The 17,185-nt window shown below is 71.6% G+C and carries 17 protein-coding genes; 16 read left to right on the top strand and 1 reads right to left on the bottom strand.

What is annotated here, in order from left to right; all coding sequences use genetic code 11:
- Nucleotides 1-4: 4 nt before the first annotated feature.
- Nucleotides 5-670, top strand: coding sequence for a class II aldolase/adducin family protein (locus VFW66_12830; protein HEX5387583.1), 666 nt, complete (start codon nt 5-7; stop codon nt 668-670).
- The gene (locus VFW66_12835) at nt 663-1,616 is read left to right on the top strand and encodes a hypothetical protein (GenBank protein ID HEX5387584.1); all 954 of its coding nucleotides are present in this window, start codon (nt 663-665) and stop codon (nt 1,614-1,616) included. Before VFW66_12830 ends, VFW66_12835 begins: the two co-directional genes overlap by 8 nt.
- A gap of 1 nt (nt 1,617) precedes the next feature.
- Here the strand turns inward: VFW66_12835 and rpsT are convergent, their stop codons facing one another.
- Complete coding sequence (rpsT, locus tag VFW66_12840; GenBank protein ID HEX5387585.1) at nt 1,618-1,875, bottom strand: 30S ribosomal protein S20; 258 nt, start codon at nt 1,873-1,875, stop codon at nt 1,618-1,620.
- 217 nt (nt 1,876-2,092) lie between these two features.
- Between rpsT and VFW66_12845 the strand changes: the two genes are divergently transcribed.
- The 14 genes from VFW66_12845 to VFW66_12910 are packed head-to-tail and all read left to right on the top strand — an operon-like array spanning nt 2,093 to nt 17,181.
- Complete coding sequence (locus VFW66_12845) at nt 2,093-2,752, top strand: site-2 protease family protein (protein HEX5387586.1); 660 nt, start codon at nt 2,093-2,095, stop codon at nt 2,750-2,752.
- A 10-nt stretch (nt 2,753-2,762) separates the two neighbouring features.
- Complete coding sequence (locus tag VFW66_12850; GenBank protein HEX5387587.1) at nt 2,763-3,596, top strand: segregation/condensation protein A; 834 nt, start codon at nt 2,763-2,765, stop codon at nt 3,594-3,596.
- Nucleotides 3,571-4,155, top strand: coding sequence for an SMC-Scp complex subunit ScpB (gene scpB / locus VFW66_12855; GenBank protein HEX5387588.1), 585 nt, complete (start codon nt 3,571-3,573; stop codon nt 4,153-4,155). Before VFW66_12850 ends, scpB begins: the two co-directional genes overlap by 26 nt.
- Before the next feature lie 5 nt (nt 4,156-4,160).
- Nucleotides 4,161-4,877: a pseudouridine synthase gene (locus VFW66_12860; protein ID HEX5387589.1), complete on the top strand. Its 717-nt coding sequence runs from the start codon at nt 4,161-4,163 to the stop codon at nt 4,875-4,877.
- A gap of 19 nt (nt 4,878-4,896) precedes the next feature.
- On the top strand, nt 4,897-5,880 hold the full coding sequence (locus tag VFW66_12865; GenBank protein HEX5387590.1) for a MoxR family ATPase: 984 nt from the start codon (nt 4,897-4,899) through the stop codon (nt 5,878-5,880).
- A 38-nt stretch (nt 5,881-5,918) separates the two neighbouring features.
- Nucleotides 5,919-6,803: a DUF58 domain-containing protein gene (locus VFW66_12870; protein ID HEX5387591.1), complete on the top strand. Its 885-nt coding sequence runs from the start codon at nt 5,919-5,921 to the stop codon at nt 6,801-6,803.
- The gene (locus VFW66_12875) at nt 6,800-7,588 is read left to right on the top strand and encodes a hypothetical protein (protein HEX5387592.1); all 789 of its coding nucleotides are present in this window, start codon (nt 6,800-6,802) and stop codon (nt 7,586-7,588) included. The genes VFW66_12870 and VFW66_12875 overlap by 4 nt, the downstream gene beginning before the upstream one ends.
- Nucleotides 7,585-8,562 carry a VWA domain-containing protein gene (locus VFW66_12880; protein ID HEX5387593.1) on the top strand — a complete coding sequence of 326 codons (978 nt, stop codon included), beginning with the start codon at nt 7,585-7,587 and terminating at the stop codon, nt 8,560-8,562. The genes VFW66_12875 and VFW66_12880 overlap by 4 nt, the downstream gene beginning before the upstream one ends.
- Entirely contained in the window at nt 8,559-10,184 is a 1,626-nt protein-coding gene (locus tag VFW66_12885) for a VWA domain-containing protein (protein ID HEX5387594.1), read from the top strand. The genes VFW66_12880 and VFW66_12885 overlap by 4 nt, the downstream gene beginning before the upstream one ends.
- Complete coding sequence (locus tag VFW66_12890) at nt 10,181-12,580, top strand: BatD family protein (protein ID HEX5387595.1); 2,400 nt, start codon at nt 10,181-10,183, stop codon at nt 12,578-12,580. Before VFW66_12885 ends, VFW66_12890 begins: the two co-directional genes overlap by 4 nt.
- Before the next feature lie 3 nt (nt 12,581-12,583).
- Nucleotides 12,584-14,311, top strand: a complete 1,728-nt coding sequence (gene mutL, locus VFW66_12895) for a DNA mismatch repair endonuclease MutL (GenBank protein ID HEX5387596.1) — start codon at nt 12,584-12,586, stop codon at nt 14,309-14,311.
- A complete protein-coding gene (gene miaA, locus VFW66_12900) occupies nt 14,298-15,224 on the top strand; it encodes a tRNA (adenosine(37)-N6)-dimethylallyltransferase MiaA (GenBank protein ID HEX5387597.1) in 927 nt (308 codons plus the stop codon). Before mutL ends, miaA begins: the two co-directional genes overlap by 14 nt.
- The gene (gene bshA / locus VFW66_12905; protein ID HEX5387598.1) at nt 15,221-16,363 is read left to right on the top strand and encodes an N-acetyl-alpha-D-glucosaminyl L-malate synthase BshA; all 1,143 of its coding nucleotides are present in this window, start codon (nt 15,221-15,223) and stop codon (nt 16,361-16,363) included. Before miaA ends, bshA begins: the two co-directional genes overlap by 4 nt.
- A complete protein-coding gene (locus VFW66_12910; protein ID HEX5387599.1) occupies nt 16,354-17,181 on the top strand; it encodes an undecaprenyl-diphosphate phosphatase in 828 nt (275 codons plus the stop codon). Before bshA ends, VFW66_12910 begins: the two co-directional genes overlap by 10 nt.
- Nucleotides 17,182-17,185 lie beyond the last annotated feature (4 nt).

Raw genomic sequence — 17,185 nt, forward strand, 5'->3', positions numbered from 1 at the left:
CCCAATGCGGGCGCGTGGCGCGGCACGGGACGTCGTCCGCTGCTGCCGGCGGCTCTGGGAGGCGGGGCTGATTGCGGGCGCGGACGGAAACGTGTCCGTACGGCTTGGGCCGGACCGGATCCTGGTGACGCCGCGCGGCTGCCTCAAGGCGGAGCTCGAGGCGAGCGATCTGGTCGAGGTGACGCTCGCCGGGGCCCCGGTCGGATCCCCCGCCGGCCCCCGCCGCCCCCGGTTCCGACGGCCGTCGAGCGAATTAGATTTGCATCTTCGGGTCTACCGCCAGTCGGAGGAGTGCGGCGCCGTGGTCCACGCGCACCCGCCGGTCGCGACCGCATTTGCGGTGGCCGGCGAACCGATTCCGGGCGACGTGCTGGCCGAAGTCGCGCTGCTCATGGGCGAGGTGCCAGTGGTGCCGTATGCCACGACGGGCACGCCCGCGCTCGGCGACGTGGCGGCCCCCTTCCTGGCCCGGCATCCCGCGGTGCTCCTCGCCAACCACGGCGCGGTCACCTGGGGCGCCGATCTCACGGTGGCGCGCATCCGCATGGAGAGCCTGGAACACGCCGCCCGTATCCTGTTCGCCGCGCGCGCGCTCGGCCGCGTCACGCGCCTCACCACTGACCAGCTTCAGGCTCTCCAGCACCTGAGAGGAAAGTCCCGCGATGGCTGACGCTCCCACCTCCGGCGGCACCGCGATCGAGCATCTGCTCCAGGAGCGGGCCCGCTTTCAGCAATGGCTTACCAAGCTCGATACCGCGGCCGGCTCGGCGCCGCCGGGCGTGCGCGATAAGGTCCGTGCCGACTATGCCCAGCGCCTCGACGGCGTGATTGACCAGCTCAAGTCGCACGGCGCGACGATCAACGAGGAGCTGGAAAGGCAGCGGAGCGCACAGGCAGAGTTGGAGGGCCGGCGGGCGGATGCCGAGGAGGTGCTGGCCGAGGCCGGCGTGCGTCACGCGGTCGGCGAGTACTCGGACGACGAGTGGCGCGCGCTGAGCGACGAGACCTCGGAAACGCTCGAAAAGGTCCGGAACGAGCTCGCCACGATCATGGCCGAGGTGAAACGGCTGGTCGAGGTGCAGGGCTTGATTTCGGCATCGCCCAAGCCAGTGCCGCCGAAGCCGCAGCCGATGATCGAGCCGCCGAGGGTCGAGGCGGTAAAGGCCGAGCCTGCCCGCGTACCCGCCCCGGAACCGGCGATCGAAATGCTGCCGGATCCGACGCCGGATGAATCCGCAGCCGCCGGCTCGCCGCCGGAGATACAGCCGGTGATCGACGCTGCGCCGCCGGCACCGGCTCCCGGGGCGCCGCGCTTCGTGCCCAAGCCGGCGCCTCAGCCGGCCGGAATGGACGAGTTGGCGTTTCTCAAGTCGGTGAGCGGCGAGCGCCCAAGGGTGCCGGACCACGCGGGCGGAGCGGGCAGCCCCGCCGGCATGCCGGTATCGAGTGCGCCGCCCGGCAGCGCGCCAGCGGGCGCGCCCGTGGCGACGCAGCCATCGGCCAAGCCGGGGCCCGCATCGCAGCAAAAGACCCTGAAGTGCGGGGAGTGCGGAACGCTCAACCGCGCGACCGAGTGGTACTGCGAGCGGTGCGGCGCGGAGCTGGCGGCGCTCTGAGTTAGGCGGGGCGGATAAGTTTGGCGAGCCGGCTCTTCTGTCGGTTCGCGGTGTTGTGGTGGACGATGTTCTTCCGGCCGGCGCGGTCGAGCAGCTTTGCCGCTTCAGCGTAAGCCCGCTCGGCGTCCGGGCCCTTGGCGGCGGTCCGCGCCTTCTTGATGGCCGACCGGAGCCGGCTCCGCTGCATGCGGTTGTTCTGCGTCCGGGCCCGAGACTGGCGCAACTGTTTCTTGGCGGACTTGGTTCGCGGCACGACCACCTCACGAAAAATTGCTCGACCGATGCTGGAAAGCACCGGGCCGGGGCACCGGTGCCAACGAGGCGGAAAAGGTAGGCGCGCGCCGGCGCAAGGTCAAGCCGTGCAGCGTTTTGTCCTGCGCGCCGCGCTTTGACTTGCCGCTCCCCCTCATGTAACCTTCTCCCGGCCTTCGCCCGGGAATCCCGCGCTGCTTCAAGACTTCATCCTCGCTCTGCCGGTGCTCGTCTTTTCGCTCGTGGCGCACGAGTACGCCCACGGAGCGGCGGCACTCCGCGAGGGCGACGATACGGCCTACATGCTTGGCCGGCTCACGCTCAACCCGGTGCCCCACATCGACCCCTGGATGAGCATCATTTTTCCGGCGCTGCTCTGGTGGATATCTGGCGGGCGTTTCACCTTCGGGGGCGCCAAACCCGTGCCGGTAAATCCGCGCAAGTACAAGAACTATCGCCGGGGCGACATCATCGTCTCCGCCGCCGGCGTGGTGACCAATCTCGGGCTCGCCGTGCTCTGCGCGCTCGCGTTCATTGTGATCGGCTTCGTGGCCGCGCGGGCGCCCGGCATTATGGTCGTCGCCGACACGCTGCAGCGCATGATGGTCCTCGGCATCTGGCTCAACCTCGTGCTCTGCTTTTTCAATCTCATCCCGATCCCGCCGCTCGACGGCTCGCACCTCTTCTACCATTTGCTTCCGCCCGGTCTCGGCGCGCGCTACCGGTCGCTCCAGCGTTTCGGCTTCCTGCCGCTTCTCGTGCTCATCTTCTTCGCGCAGCCAGTGCTCTCGAAGCTGCTGATTCCGGCGCAGTACGGCATGGTGTATCTGCTGCATCTCGTACTGCCGTACGCGGTGGGCAACGGATGGAACATCTTTTCATGATGCGCGCAGCGTGACGGCGCACGCCACGATCGAGCCGGCCGAGCGGGAGGCGGCCATGACGGAGCCGCGGGCTAAGCCCGGCATGGCGGAGCGGGCCGCGCCGGGACGCGATGCGCCCACCGCGGCGCTTGGCGCCGAGCCCGGTTTCCTGGTCGAGCTGGAGGAGTTTTCCGGCCCGCTCGACCTGCTGTTGCACCTCCTGCGCGAGGAGCAGCTCGAGATCGCCGACGTCCCCATCGCGCGGATCTGCGGCCAGTTCCTGGAGGCCATCAATCGGCTGGGACTCAACCAGGCCGCCGATTATCTCGAGATGGCGAGCCGCCTCGTGCGGCTCAAGGTGCAGATGCTGCTCCCGCGCGCGCTGGACGACGACGGATGGGAGGACCCGCGCGCCGATCTCGTCCGCCGGCTGCTCGAGTATCAGCAGATTCGCGAAGTAGCTCTCTGGCTCGGCGGCGCGGCGGCGCGGCGTTCGGAGCGGATGGCGCGGGGCTATCTGCCATCGGCTCCGGTGATGCCCCCTGCGCCGCTCACGCTCGATCTGATGCAACTCCTGCAGGCGGTCGAGCGGGTCATCGCCGCGATTCCCTCGCCGGTGCTCCACCGCGTCGTCGCGCGGCCGCTCGACGTCGAAGGCGCCATGCAGCGCATTGAGTCGCTGCTCGACGCGATGGCGGAAATCGGCTGGCTCGACGCGGTCGGGCCCGCGGCAACGATCGCCGACGTGCTCTCCACACTGCTCGCGCTGCTCGAGCTGGCCAGGCGCGGCTCCCTCTCCCTCTCACAGCCGGCGCCGTTCGCGCCGATGGTGATCGCCCGTGACGCCGCTCGCGCAACTGCTTGAGGCCGCGCTCTTCGCCGCCGCGCGCCCGCTTACGACCGAGGAGCTGTGCCTGCTCGAGCCGGAAGCCACGCTCGCCGACGTGCGCGCGGCGCTGGAGCAATTGCGCGAGCATTACGACTTCGACCAGCACGGTGTCGAGCTGGCCGAGCTTGCGGGAGGGTACCAGGTTCTCACCCGCGCGGTGCACGCCGCGGCCATCGAGCGCGCGCAGTTCGCCCAGCGGCAGGCCCGGCTCACGGCCGCGGCGCTCGAGACGCTTGCGGTCATCGCCTACCGGCAGCCGGTCGGGCGCGCCGAGATCGAGGAGATCCGCGGCGTGTCGGCCGGCGGCGTGCTGCGCTCGCTGCAGGAGCGCGGGCTGATCGAAGTCGTCGGCCGGAGCGACGCGCTCGGGCGCCCCATGCTCTACGGCACGGCGCCGCTCTTCCTCGAGCTGCTCGGTCTCCGCGATCTCGCCGACCTGCCCAAGGTGGAAGAGCTGACGATCGCCTTGCAGCCGCATCGCCCGAGCGCGGAGGGGGCCGACGACGCTGCGGCCTACGTGCCCGCCGAATCGTGAGCGAGATGCGGCTCCAGCGGGCGCTGGCGCGCGCCGGGGTTGCCTCCCGCCGTGAGGCGGAGCGGCTGATCGAGGCGGGGCGGGTGCGGGTGGATGGCACCGTGATGCGGCTCGGTTCCAAGGTCGATCCCGACCGGCAGTCGATCACGGTGAGCGGCCGGCGCGTGCAGGTGCAGGCGCGCCGCTGGCTCGCCTTCCACAAGCCGCTGGGTGTCGTCACCACCGCGAGAGACGACGAGGGGCGCCGCACCGTCTTCGATTTCATCGAGAATACGGCGGGGCTCACCTACGTCGGCCGGCTCGACGTCAACACCACCGGCCTGCTGCTGCTCACGACCGACGGCGAGGCCGTCCATCGCCTCACCCATCCGCGCTATCGGATCCCGCGCCATTACGTCGCGCTGGTGCATGGCCGCCCGACGGCCGAGCTGGCCCAGGCGGTGCATCGCCGCGTGGCGGTGGAGGGGCGCCCGGTCGTCACCAGCGAGGTACGGGTGCGGTCGGGACACGAGGGGCGCAGCATCATCGACGTGACGCTTGCCGAAGGGCGCAATCGCATCGTGCGCCGCTGGTGCGAGGCGCTCGGGCTTCGGGTGGACCGGCTGGCGCGGCTCTCGTACGGGCCGGTCCGGCTCAGTGATCTCGCGCCGGGCGAATCGCGGCCGCTCACACCCAGGGAAGAGGCGGCCATCTACCGCGCGATCGGCATGGAGCCGGAATGATCGAGACCATGGAGACGACATGACGACAACCGCGCGGCCGTTCACGCCTGCCGCCGATCCGGTGCCCGTGCAGCGGGTGGTGGAGGAGGTGGGGCGCCGGCTGGTGGGACAGGATGCCATGATCGAGCGACTCCTGGTGGGGCTCCTCACCGGCGGCCACATCCTCCTCGAGGGCGTGCCGGGGCTCGCGAAGACGCTGGCGGTGCGCACGCTGGCCGAGATCATTGACGCGTCGTTCTCGCGGATCCAGTTCACGCCCGACCTTCTGCCTGCCGATCTCATCGGCACGATGGTCTTCGACCAGAAGACCCAGGAGTTTCACGTCAAGAAGGGGCCGCTCTTCGCGCAGATCATCCTGGCCGACGAGATCAACCGTGCCCCCGCCAAGGTGCAGGCGGCTCTGCTCGAGGCGATGCAGGAGAAGCAGGTGACGATCGGTGGGACCACCTTTCCGCTGGAGGAGCCGTTCCTCGTGCTCGCAACGCAGAACCCGATCGAGAGCGAAGGCACCTATCCGCTGCCCGAAGCGCAGCTCGACCGGTTCATGCTCAAGGTGCGCGTTGGCTATCCCAGCCGCGACGAGGAGAAAGAAGTGCTCCTCCGCATGAGCGGCGGCAAGGAGATCCCGGTGGAACGGCTGCTCGAGCCGGCGACCATTCTCGCGGCGCGCGCGGCGATCGCCGACCTCTACATGGACCAGAAGGTGGTGGACTACATCGTGGACCTGGTCCGCGCGACGCGCGAGCCGGCCACGGTGGGTCTCGCCGAGCTCGGGCCGCTGGTGGCGTTCGGCGGCTCGCCGCGCGCGTCGATCGCGCTGGCGCAGGCCGCGCGTGCCCACGCCTTTTTGCGCGGCCGCGGCTTCGTGGTGCCCGAGGACGTGCGCGCGCTCGCGCCCGACGTCCTGCGCCATCGCATCGTGCTCACCTTCGAAGCCGAGGCGGAAGACCTCACCACGGACGGCGTGGTGACGCGGGTGCTCGACGCCGTTCGCGCGCCCTGAGGCGCGGCCGTGCGCAAGAGCGGCGAGCCGGGCGTCGCATGAGCATCGATCCCGAAATTCTGAAGCAGGTGAAGGCGATCGAGCTGCGCACGCGCGGGCTCGTGGGGTCGCTCTTTGCCGGCGAATACCGCTCGGTTTTTCGCGGGCAGGGGATGGAGTTCGCCGAGGTGCGTACCTACGAGCCCGGCGATGACTTCCGGACCATCGACTGGAACGTCTCGGCCCGCCTCGGGACGCCCTACGTCAAGACCTTTACCGAAGAGCGCGAGCTCACCGTGCTGCTCGTGGTCGACGAGTCCGGCTCCACGCGCTTCGGTGAGCCGGTGACCAAGGCGGGGCTCGCCGTCGAGGTGGGCGCGGTGCTTGCGCTCGCCGCGGCGGAGGAGAACGACCGCGTGGGTGCGCTCTTCTTCACCGACGCGGTGGAGCACGTAGTGCCGCCGCGAAAAGGGCGCCGGCATGCGCTCCGGGTCATTCGCGATCTCGTCGCGTTCGAGCCGCGGGGGCGCGCCACCGATCTCGCGGCGGGCCTCACCTACGCGGGCCGGCTGCTGCGGCACCGGAGCACGGTCGTCGTCCTCTCGGATTTTCTCGCCGAAGGCTGGGAGCGTCCGCTGCGCCGGCTCACGGGGCGGCACGACGTGGTGGCGATCACGGTCGACGATGCGCGGGAAGAGCGGCTGCCCGAATCGGGCTGGATCGAGCTGGCCGATGCGGAATCCGGGCGCCGCGTACTGGTGGACACCGGCAACCGCGCGGTGCGGGAGCGGATTGCGCGGCTGGCGGAGCGCCGGCGCGAGGCGCGGCACCACGCGCTCACGGCCGCGGGCGCCGATCATCTCGAGCTCGCCACCGGCCGCGACTACAAGATTCCGCTCCGGCGCCACTTTGCCGTGCGCGCCCGGCGCGCGGGAACGCGATGATCGCGCTGGGCCTGCTGCTGCAGCTCGCCACGGTGGGCGACACGTTCTGGGTCCAGCGCACGGTAGCCGTGCCGCCGGGGCGCGAGGTGCGCGCCGCCGACTGGAAGCCGGCCGACCCGCTGGAAGTGCTCGGCTCACCGCGCGTGACACTGCGGGGCGACTCGGCGGTGGTCGCGTATCCGGTCACCGTGTGGATGCCCGGCGAGCACACGGTGCCCGTCCCCGGCCCGGTGCTGCTCTCTGCGGATGGGCGCGTCGATTCGCTGCCGCCTGATTCGGTGACGCTCGTCGTCGCGAGCGTGCTGCCAGCGCGGTCTGTTTCGGCGCTCCGGCCGCAGCCGCGCGTTCCGATCGTGCCGACGCGGGAGAGGCGCGTGCTGCCAATCCTCATTCTGCTGGGAGGCGCGGCACTCGCGCTGGTACCGGTGCACCTGCTCTGGCGCCGCCGCGGCCGCAGCGTGCCGGTGCCCGATGCCGGTGCCATGCCGGCGCCGGTGTTGCCGCTCGCGCGGTGGGCCCGGGCCGGCGAGACACGCGTGACGGCGGACGCGGCCGCCGCACGGCTTCGTGCCGTGCTGGCGGCACGGGTGCCTGAGGCCGATGCGGGCATGGAGACCGAATGGTGTCTTGCGCTCCTGGCCACCCGCCGGCCCGACTGGCCTCTCGCGGAATTGGGCGCGCTGCTCCGCGCGCTCAACGCAGCGCGCTTCGCGCCGGGTGACGACGCCGACGCGGCCGGGCTGTTGCGGCGCGCCGATGCGCTGGAAGCGTCCCTGGCCGCATGACGTTCTCCCGCCCCTGGCTGTTGCTCCTGCTGCTCGCGCTGCCGCTCTGGTGGTGGCGCCGCCGTCGCGGCACGTCTCCCGCCGCCCCGTACAGCGATGTGAGCCTCGCGGCGCGCATCGCGCGGCCGGCGTGGTGGGTGCGCCTCCCGGTCTGGCTCCGCGGGCTCGCATTGGCCGCCTGGATCGTGGCGGCGGCGGGTCCGCGGATCGGCGGTGACCGGGTGGAGCTCAAGAAGGAAGGCATCGCGATCGTCATCGCGATCGACATCTCGAGCAGCATGCTGGCGGAGGACTTCGCGCCGTCCAACCGGCTGGAGGTGGCCAAGCGGCAGGCGGTCGCGTTCATCCGCGGGCGCGACGCGGACCGGATTGGCCTCGTCGCCTTTGCCGGCGAGGCGCTGACGCAGGTGCCGGTGACGCTCGACTATCCGGTGGTAGAGCAGGCGGTGAGCGACATCCGGATCGGCACGCTGGAAGATGGGACGGCGATCGGCAGCGGCCTTGCCGTCGCCGTGAATCGCCTGCGCCGCGCGCCCGACAAATCGAAAGTGATTCTGCTCCTCACCGATGGGGAGAACAACAAGGGCCTGATCGATCCGCGTACTGCGGCGGCCACGGCGGCGGCGTACGGAATCAAGGTCTACACCATCGGCGTCGGCACCGAGGGCGAGGCCCCGATTCCGACGGGCCGCGCGCTGGGCGGCGGCTTTCGCTACGAGGTCCTGCCGGTCAAGATTGACGAGGACCTGCTGCGCGAGATCGCCGACAAGACCGGCGGCCGCTACTTCCGAGCAAAGGACAGCGAGGCACTCACCCGCATCTTCCAGCAGATCGATCGGCTGGAGCGCACGCCTACAGTGATGACGCGTTACACCCGGTTCGACGAGTCCACCCGCGGCCTCGTGCTGCTCGGACTGTTCGCGCTGGGTCTGGAGCTCCTGCTCGACGCCACGCTGGTGGTACGGGTCCCGTGATCTTCGAGGCGCCGCTCCTGCTCGCACTGGCACCGGTGCTGGCGCTTGCCGTCGGCGCGCTTGCCTGGTTCGCGCGGCGCCGGCGCGTCATGCTCGCCGAGGCGTGGTCGCGCGCTCTCGGCCGAATGGCGCGGGGACGGGCACGGCGGGCGCCGCTCGTCTTCGGGCTTGCGGCACTCCTCGCGGGCGTGGCGCTCGCGGGGCCCCGCGGCGGGCGCGCCCGGGTGACGAGCGAGAGCGAGGCGCTCAACATGGTGCTCGCGGTCGATATCAGCCGATCGATGCTCGCCGAAGACGTGAGCCCGAACCGCCTGCAGCGCGCCGTGCGGGAGTGCCGCCGGCTGGTGCAGGACCAGGAGGGCGACCGGCTTGGCCTCCTGGCGTTCGCGGGCCGGAGCTACATCCTCACGCCGCTCACGATCGATGGCGGCGCGGTGCGCATGTACCTCGACGGCCTCGACCCCGATCTCGCGAGTGAAGGCGGGACCGATCTCTCGGCGGTGCTCCGGCAAGGCAGCGAGTTGCTCGCGGCAGGTGGCGATGGCGCGGACAAGCTGCTGGTCGTCTTTACCGACGGCGAGGGGCACGACACACTGCCCGATGCGATCGCCGAAGCCGCGGCGCTCAAGGCGCACGGCATCAAGCTCGTGCTGGTGGCCGAAGGGGGTGCCGCGCCCGTGCGGATTCCGATCCGCGATTCGCTGGGCCACCTGCTCGAGTACAAGCTCGACGCCGATGGCCGCCCGGTCGAAACCGCGCGCCGCGACGACGTGCTCCGCGCCATCGCCGACGCGGCCGACGGTACGCTGGTGCCGGCCAACCTTCCGGACCAGGCCGGCGCCGTCGCGAGCCTCGCCGCCGCGCTCAAGCGCACCCCGACCACCGAAACGCGCATCGCCGACCTGCTGCCGCGTGCGTGGATTCCGGTCCTGCTCGCCGCGTTCACACTCCTCGTCTTTACACTCGCGCGCCCCGGCCCCGCGCTCGCCGCGATTGGCGGCCTTGCGCTGCTCGCCGCGCCGTCGCAGGCGCAGCGGCCGGCACCCGGCGAGCGTGCGCTCGCCGCGGGCAATCCGGTGCGCGCGGCCGAGGAGTACCTGAAGCAGGCCAGCGGCGGCGCCGCGCGCGACACGGCGTTCTACAATGCCGGCACCGCCGCGATGGCGGCCGGTCGCTACGACGTGGCCCGCGGCGCCTTGGCCGAAGCGGCCAAGTCGCCCGACCCGGCACTCAGGTATCGCGCGCTCTACAACCTTGGCACCGCGGCGCTGGTGCAGGCGGCGGCTGACTCCGCACGGCGCTCGACGCTGCTCGACGAGGCCGCGGCGAACCTCGAGGATGCGCTCCTGCTCGAGCCCGCATCGGCCCGCGCTAAGTGGAACCTCGAGCTGGCGCTTCGGCGGAAGCCACCACCGCCGCCTTCGGCTGGCGGAGGCGCGAGTCCGCCGTCCAAGGGCGGAGGGAGCAGCGCAGCCCCGCCGCCGCCGCGCCCCTCGGGCCAGGGCTTGAGTCGGGCGGAAGCCGAGCAGATTCTCAACTCCATGGAGCGACAGGAGCAGGCGACCCGCGCCGAACAGCAGCGGCGATTCCAGGGGAGCGCCGGAGGCGTGAAGGATTGGTGACATGGCTGCTCGTGCTGCTCGCGGCGGCGCATCCCGGCCCTCAGCGTCAGGCGCCGGGCCCGGCCGTCGCCGCGGATGTGGATCGGAACCACGTCGCGGTGGGGGACGAGATCGTCTTTACGGTCCGCGCCACCAGCAGCGCAGTCGCGCCAATGCAGGTCTCCGTACCCACGATATCCGGCTTCGAGCTGCTGAGCCGGAGCGAGCGGACCGAGGTCTCGCAGGACGCGGGCGCGGCCACCGGCACGGCGCGCACGCTCACGCTCGAGCTCCGGCTCCGGGCCATCAAGGCGGGTCACTGGCGTCTGGGCCCCGCGCGGGCCATTCAGGGCAGCGCGTCGACGGCCGCGGCCCCCGTCGCCGTGCGGGTCGACGACGAGCCCGGCGCGCAGGCGGTGGCGACGAACCCGATGCTTCGGCGCCTGCTTGCGCGGGCACCGCCGCCGGCCAAGGCAGGCGAGCCCGCCGTAAGCCTCGTGATCTCGAGCGCGAGCGCCGAGATCGGGGAGCAGGTGGACGTGCTCACGGCGGCATGGTTTCCCCGCGATCTTCGGGTGCGGCTCCGCCGCCCGCCCACGCTGCAGCCGCCCGTCGTGGAAGGCGTATGGAGCTACCCGCAACCGGTGCCCTCCGGCATCGCCGCGAGCCGCATGGTCGGCGGTACGCTGTACGATCTGTTCGTGGCGCACCAGGTGCTCTTTCCGCTCGTCGCCGGACGCATCACGATCGGGCCCGCGGTGCTCAAGTACGGCGTGCCGCTCGCGCTCCAGTTCTTCAGCCAGGAAGAGCGCTTCACCCTCACGAGCCTCCCCGAGACACTCGCCGTCACTCCGACGCCGCTCGCCGGGCGTCCCGTGGGCTATGCGGGCGCGGTCGGGCAGGGGCTTCGCGTCGACCGCACCGCCAACCCGCCGGCGGCGCGCGCCGGCGAGCCGGTGAGCGTGGCGTTCGAGATCAGCGGCGAGGGCAATCCGGCGCTCTGGCCCGCGCCGGACCTCAGTTGGCCGCACGGCGTGCGCGCCTACCCGGACGGCGTGGACGAGCACGTGTCGGTTACCGACGGGCACCTTGGCGGCTCCAAGATCTTTCGCTTCACCGTCGTGCCCGACTCCGCCGGTCCACTCCGGCTCCCCGGCGCGACCTATCCCTTCTTCGATGTCGCCGCCGGTGCGTATCACTCGGCAGCGATGGCGCCTGCCGTGCTCGCGGTGGCGCGCGGAAGCGACGCCCGCATCGCTCGGCCGCTCCCGCCGCCGCTGCTTGCGGACGAGGGGCCGCCGCTCGCCTGGCGCATCGTGCGCGCGATGCCCGCGTGGCTCGTCGCCATCCTGCTCCTGCTGCCGCCGCTCGCGTGGTGCACACGCCGGCTCCGGCACGCGCGGCGGCGGCCGGCTGCGGACCGATCCCCCGCCACAGGCTCGCCCGACGCCGAGGCTCGTCTCGAGCGGCTGCTCCGCGTGCTCGTTCCCACGCCCGAAGCGCTGGACGGGGCGAATCTCGTCGCGGCGCTGCGCACGGCGGGCATCGCGCCCGAGGACGCGGCCCGGCTGGTCGAGTTGCGTGAGCGATTGCGTGCACTGCGCTACGGACCCGCAGGCGGACCCGTGCCGGCGCAGCTCTCCGCCGAGGCGCGGGCGATCGTGGACCGCCTCGCGCCGGCGGCCGAAGACTGGCGCGGAGCGCGCGGCGGCCATCGGGCAGTGGCGCTCACGATGTGCGCGCTGATTGTCGTCGCAAGCTTCGGGGCGAGCGTCGGCCTTGCGCGGACCCTCGAGCCTTCGCCCGAGCAGCTCTACGCCCAGGGTGAGCTCCGCCCCGCGGCCGACGCCTTTGCAGAGCGCACCGCGGAGCGGCCCGACAGTCCCGCCAACTGGTACGACCTCGGCGCCGCATACTACCGGCTTGGGCTGGACGGCCGCGCAGCGGCGGCGTGGCGCCAGGCGAGCCGCCTCGCTCCACGCGAGCGCACCGTGCGCAGCGCGCTCGAGCTGGTCCCGCCGCCCGACGAAGGTTCAGCCTCGCGACTTTGGTTGCCGCCGGTCACCTGGCAGGAGCTGGCGCTCGCGGCGCTCCCGCTCTGGATTCTGGGTTGGGCCGGTCTCACCTTCCGGCCCCGCCGCCGGGACTTCGCGCTCGCTGCGCTCCTCGTGGCCGCCTCGCTGGGCGCGGCGGGGCTACTCGTTCGGCGCCGGCAGGAGCGGCCGCTCGCCGTCGTGCTGACGCCGATTCCGCTCCAGCTCTCACCGCACGAGCGCGCGCCCACGCTGGCGTCGCTCGGCGCGGGGAGCGCGCTCCTCGTCATGCGCCGCGCACCCAACTGGGTCATGGTCACGGCACCGGATGGCCGGCTCGGCTGGGTCGAGGAGGAATCGGTGTTCGTCCTGCGCGCGAGCTGAGCGATGGCGCGCCGCGTTGCCATTCTGCCCGATGCCGTCGCGGACCAGATCGCCGCCGGTGAAGTGGTCGAGCGCCCTGCGTCCGTGGTGAAGGAGCTGGTCGAAAACGCCATCGACGCCGGCGCGCGCCACGTGCGGGTGCGGCTGGAGCAGGGCGGCAAGACGCTCATCGAGGTGAGCGACGACGGCTCGGGCATGGGGCGCGACGACGCGGTGCTGGCGCTCGACCGCCACGCCACGAGCAAGATCAGGAGTGCGGCCGATCTCGTGGGCGTGAGCACGTTCGGCTTCCGCGGCGAGGCGCTGCCGGCGATCGCGTCGGTCTCGCGGCTCGCCCTCCTCACGTCGGAGGGCGATGGCGAGGGCTCGGAGCTGGCCGTCACGGGCGGCCGGCTCGACCGCGTGGCACCGGCGGCGCGCCAGCGCGGCACGACGGTTTCGGTGCGCGGCCTTTTCTTCAATACGCCGGCGCGCCGCAAATTCCTCCGCTCGACCGCCAGCGAAACGCGCGCCGCCTACGAGGCGCTCGCGACGCTGGCACTCACCCATCCCGAAGTCGGCATCGAGCTCGAGGTGGACGCGGCCAGTCGCCTCCGGCTCGCGCCGGACGAGACGCTGGTGGAGCGTCTCACGGGCGTCTGGGGCCGCGAGCTGACGGGCACGCTCGTGCCGGTGCATTACGCGGCCGGCGCCTTCCAGGTGCACGGATTCGTGCAACGCCCGGCGGACGCCGCACCCACGGGCCGGCGCACGCAGCTTTTCGTCAACGGCCGGCCATTCAAGGATCCCTTTCTCGTGCGCGCGGCGGAGGCCGGCTATCGCGCAGCCATCCATCCGGGCGACCGGCCGTCACTGCTGCTCGCGATGACGGTGACGCCGTCGGATGTGGACGTAAACGTCCACCCCGCCAAGCTCGAGGTGCGCTTTCGCGACCGGATCGGCGCCGAGCGCGTGGCGGAGGAGGCCGTACGCCACGCGTTGGGCGCGCTCGCGGCGGCGGCGCCGATCGGGAGCTGGCGGCCGCTTCCCGCCGGAGCGGCCGCTGACGCAGGTGCCGCGGCGGCAACGTTCGGGAGCGACTCGCCGGAGCCCGCGCCGGCAACCCTCGAGCTTCCGGCTGCTGCGCCACTCACGGCCGCCGGCCACGAGCACGTCGCCGGGTTCGCCGCGCCGCTCACCCAGATCTTCGCGACCTACATCCTCTACGAGGCGCCCGAGGGCATCGTAATCGTGGACCAGCACTCGGCCCACGAGCGGGTCCTCTACGAGGCGGTGCTGGCGCAGCTCACCCGCGGCGGCGCCGCAGCGCAGCGCCTCCTGTTGCCGCTCACGCTCGAGCTCTCCGACGAGGAGCTCGACGCGGTCGAGGCCCACGCCGAGGAGATCCGGGCCATCGGGTTCGAGGTGGACCCGTTCGGCGGCCGCGCGGTGGCCATCCACGCCGTCCCCTCACCTCACCCGCGGTTCGACGGCGGCGCCTGCTTTCGCGAGATGATCGCGGACTTGGCGCGCGGCCGTTTTGGAGGATGGGCCAACCGGCTCGAGCGGTTTGCCGCGACCTACGCCTGCCGAGCCGCCGTCAAGGCTGGCCAGGCGCTGAGCGATGGCGAGATGCGCGCGCTTCTCTTCCGGCTCTTCGAGACCGACCTCCCGCCGCACGACGTACACGGCCGTGCGACGATCGTGCAACTGCCGCGCGACGAGCTGGAGCGCCGATTTGGCCGCCGCTAAGGTCCCCGTCATCGTGGGACCGAGCGGAATCGGCAAGACCGCTGTTGCCCTGGCACTCGCAGCGCATTGGCCGCTCGAGATCGTCTCGGCCGATTCGCGTCAGGTCTATCGGCGGCTGGACATCGGCACCGCCAAGCCGACGCGCCGCGAGCGGCTTCGCACTCCGCACCATGGGCTCGATCTCATCGAGCCGGGTGAGCGCTACAGCGCCGGACGCTTTGCCCGCGAGGCTGACGGCTGGATCGGCGACATCGCCGGCCGCGGCAAGCTGCCGGTCGTCGTGGGCGGCACGGGCCTGTACGTGCGCGCGCTCGCCGACGGGCTCTTTCTGGAGCCGCCGCTCGAGGCGGCGCGCCGCCGCGCCCTGGATGCGTGGCTCGCCCGGCTCGAGCCGCGCGAGCTCATCCGTTGGGTGTCTCGCCTCGACCCCGCCGTCCGAGGCGGCGGCCGCCAGCGGGCCGCACGCGCGCTCGAACTGGCGCTCCTCACCGGACGCGCGCTCGAATGGTGGCAGCAGGCGGCCCGGAGCAGCGGCAGCGTGGACGCATGGTACGTGGTGCTTTCGGCGCCCCGCGCGGTGCTGCACCAGCGGATCGCGCGGCGTGCGGACGAGATGATTCGCCGGGGGTTGATCGAGGAGGTGGCCTCGGTCCTGGCCGAGGGACACCCGGCGCACGCCGCCGGGCTCGACGGGATCGGCATTCGGGAGGCGGTCGAGTACCTTCACGGCAAGCGACCGCGGGCGAGCGTGGCCGAGGCGATCGCCCTCGGCACCCGGCGCTACGCCAAGCGGCAGGAGACCTGGTTCCGCCACCAGCTCGGCGCGCCCGCGCTCACCCTCGACGCCAGCCGGGCGCCGGAGCGCCTGGCTGCCGAGATCGCCGTCGCGTGGGAGAGGAGATCGCATCCGTGAGGATCGGTATCACCTGTTATCCGACGTACGGCGGCTCCGGCGCCGTGGCCACCGAGCTCGGGCTCGACCTCGCGCGGCGCGGGCATGAGGTGCACTTCATCACCTACGACTCGCCCTTCCGGCTCCGCGGCTACGTGCCGCACGTCTACTTTCACCAGGTTGAGACCCGGATGGGGCGGTATCCGCTTTTCGAGCACTACCCCTACACCCTGGCCCTCGCGTCCAAGCAGCAGGAGGTGGCGCTGCGCGAGGAGCTGGAGATCCTCCACGTCCACTACGCGATTCCCCACGCAACCACGGCGTACCTCGCCCGCGAGATGTTGCGCGGCACCCGCGATCTCCGGGTGATCACGACGCTTCACGGGACCGACATCACGCTCGTTGGGCAGGAGTCGCACTTCTACGGGATCACCAAGTTTTCCATCGAGCAGTCCGATGCCGTGACGGCGGTATCCGACTACCTGCGCGACGAGACCTACCGCGCGTTCGGCTGCATGGGCTGCGACATCCGCACGATCCCGAACTTCGTCAATCTGGACGAGTATCATCCCGCCCCCCCGGCCGACGTCGAAGCCAAGTGCGCCGACCTGGCGCCGGCGGGAAATCGGGTCATCACCCACATGTCCAACTTCCGCGAGGTGAAGCGGGTGAAGGACGTCGTCCGCGTCTTTGCGCGCATCGCGCGCGCCATGCCCGCAACGCTCCTCATGGTAGGCGACGGCCCCGACCGCCCCGAGGCCGAGCACGAGGCGGCGGAGCTTGGCGTGAGCGAGTCCGTGCGCTTTCTCGGCCGGCTCGACTCGGTGGCACCGCTGCTCCAGGCCACCGACCTGTTCCTGCTTCCCTCTCAGAGCGAGTCGTTCGGGCTCGCGGCGCTGGAGGCGATGGCGTGCGGAGCACCGGTGGTGGCTAGCCGCGCCGGCGGGCTGCCCGAGGTGATCGACGACGGCGTCACCGGCATCCTCGAGCCGGTCGGCTCGGTGGAGGCGATGGGCCGCCGCGCCATCGAGCTGTTGCGCGACCCGCCGCGCCTTGCAGAGATGCGAGAGGCCGCGGTGGCCAAGGCGCACGAGTTCAGCGCCGACCGCATGGTGCCGCGGTACGAGGCGCTCTACGCCGAGGTGCTGGCATGGAGCTGAGCGGGCTGGCGCAGCTCGACCCATTGATCAAGGCCGCGATCCTGGGCGTCGTCGAAGGCGCCACCGAATTCATTCCGGTGTCGTCCACCGGACACCTGATCGTCGTGGGCGACTGGCTCGGCTTCGACGGCCCCGGCGCCAAGAGCTTCGAGATCGTAATCCAGCTCGGCGCCATCCTCGCGATCGTGTGGATTTACCGGGCGCGACTGGCCAAGGTGCTCGTCACCGCCCGGCGCAATCCGGCGAGCCAGCAGTTGCTCTGGAACCTGGCCCTCGCGATGCTGCCGGCGGCCCTGGTCGGGCTCTTCACCCACGAGGCGATCAAGCGCTACCTCTTCAACCCCGACGTCGTGGCGGTGGCATTCATTGCCGGCGGACTGATCATCATCGCAATCGAGCGATGGCGCCCGGCGATGCGCATCCGCGGCGTCGACGATATCCCGCCGCGCACCGCCCTCGGTGTGGGCATGGCACAGGTGCTCTCGCTCGTGCCCGGCACCTCGCGCTCGGCGGCCACGATCATGGGCGGCTACTGTCTGGGACTCTCGCGCGAGGCGGCGACCGAGTTTTCGTTCTTCCTCGCGATTCCGGTGATGCTCGCGGCAACCGGATTCGAGCTTGCGACCAATCACCGGCTCCTCGATGCGAGCGATGCGCCGGTGCTGGTCGTGGGTTTTCTCTGCGCGTTCCTCACGGCGCTCGTGGTGGTGCGAGCCTTTCTCCGTTACGTGGCGCGCAATACGTTCATCCCGTTCGCCTGGTACCGGATCGCCTTCGGCGTGCTGCTGCTGCTCACGTACGGGTCTCGCTTCGGGTGAGCGC

It is taken from the genome of Gemmatimonadales bacterium (genome assembly GCA_036279355.1).
Lineage (GTDB): Bacteria > Gemmatimonadota > Gemmatimonadetes > Gemmatimonadales > GWC2-71-9 > DASQPE01.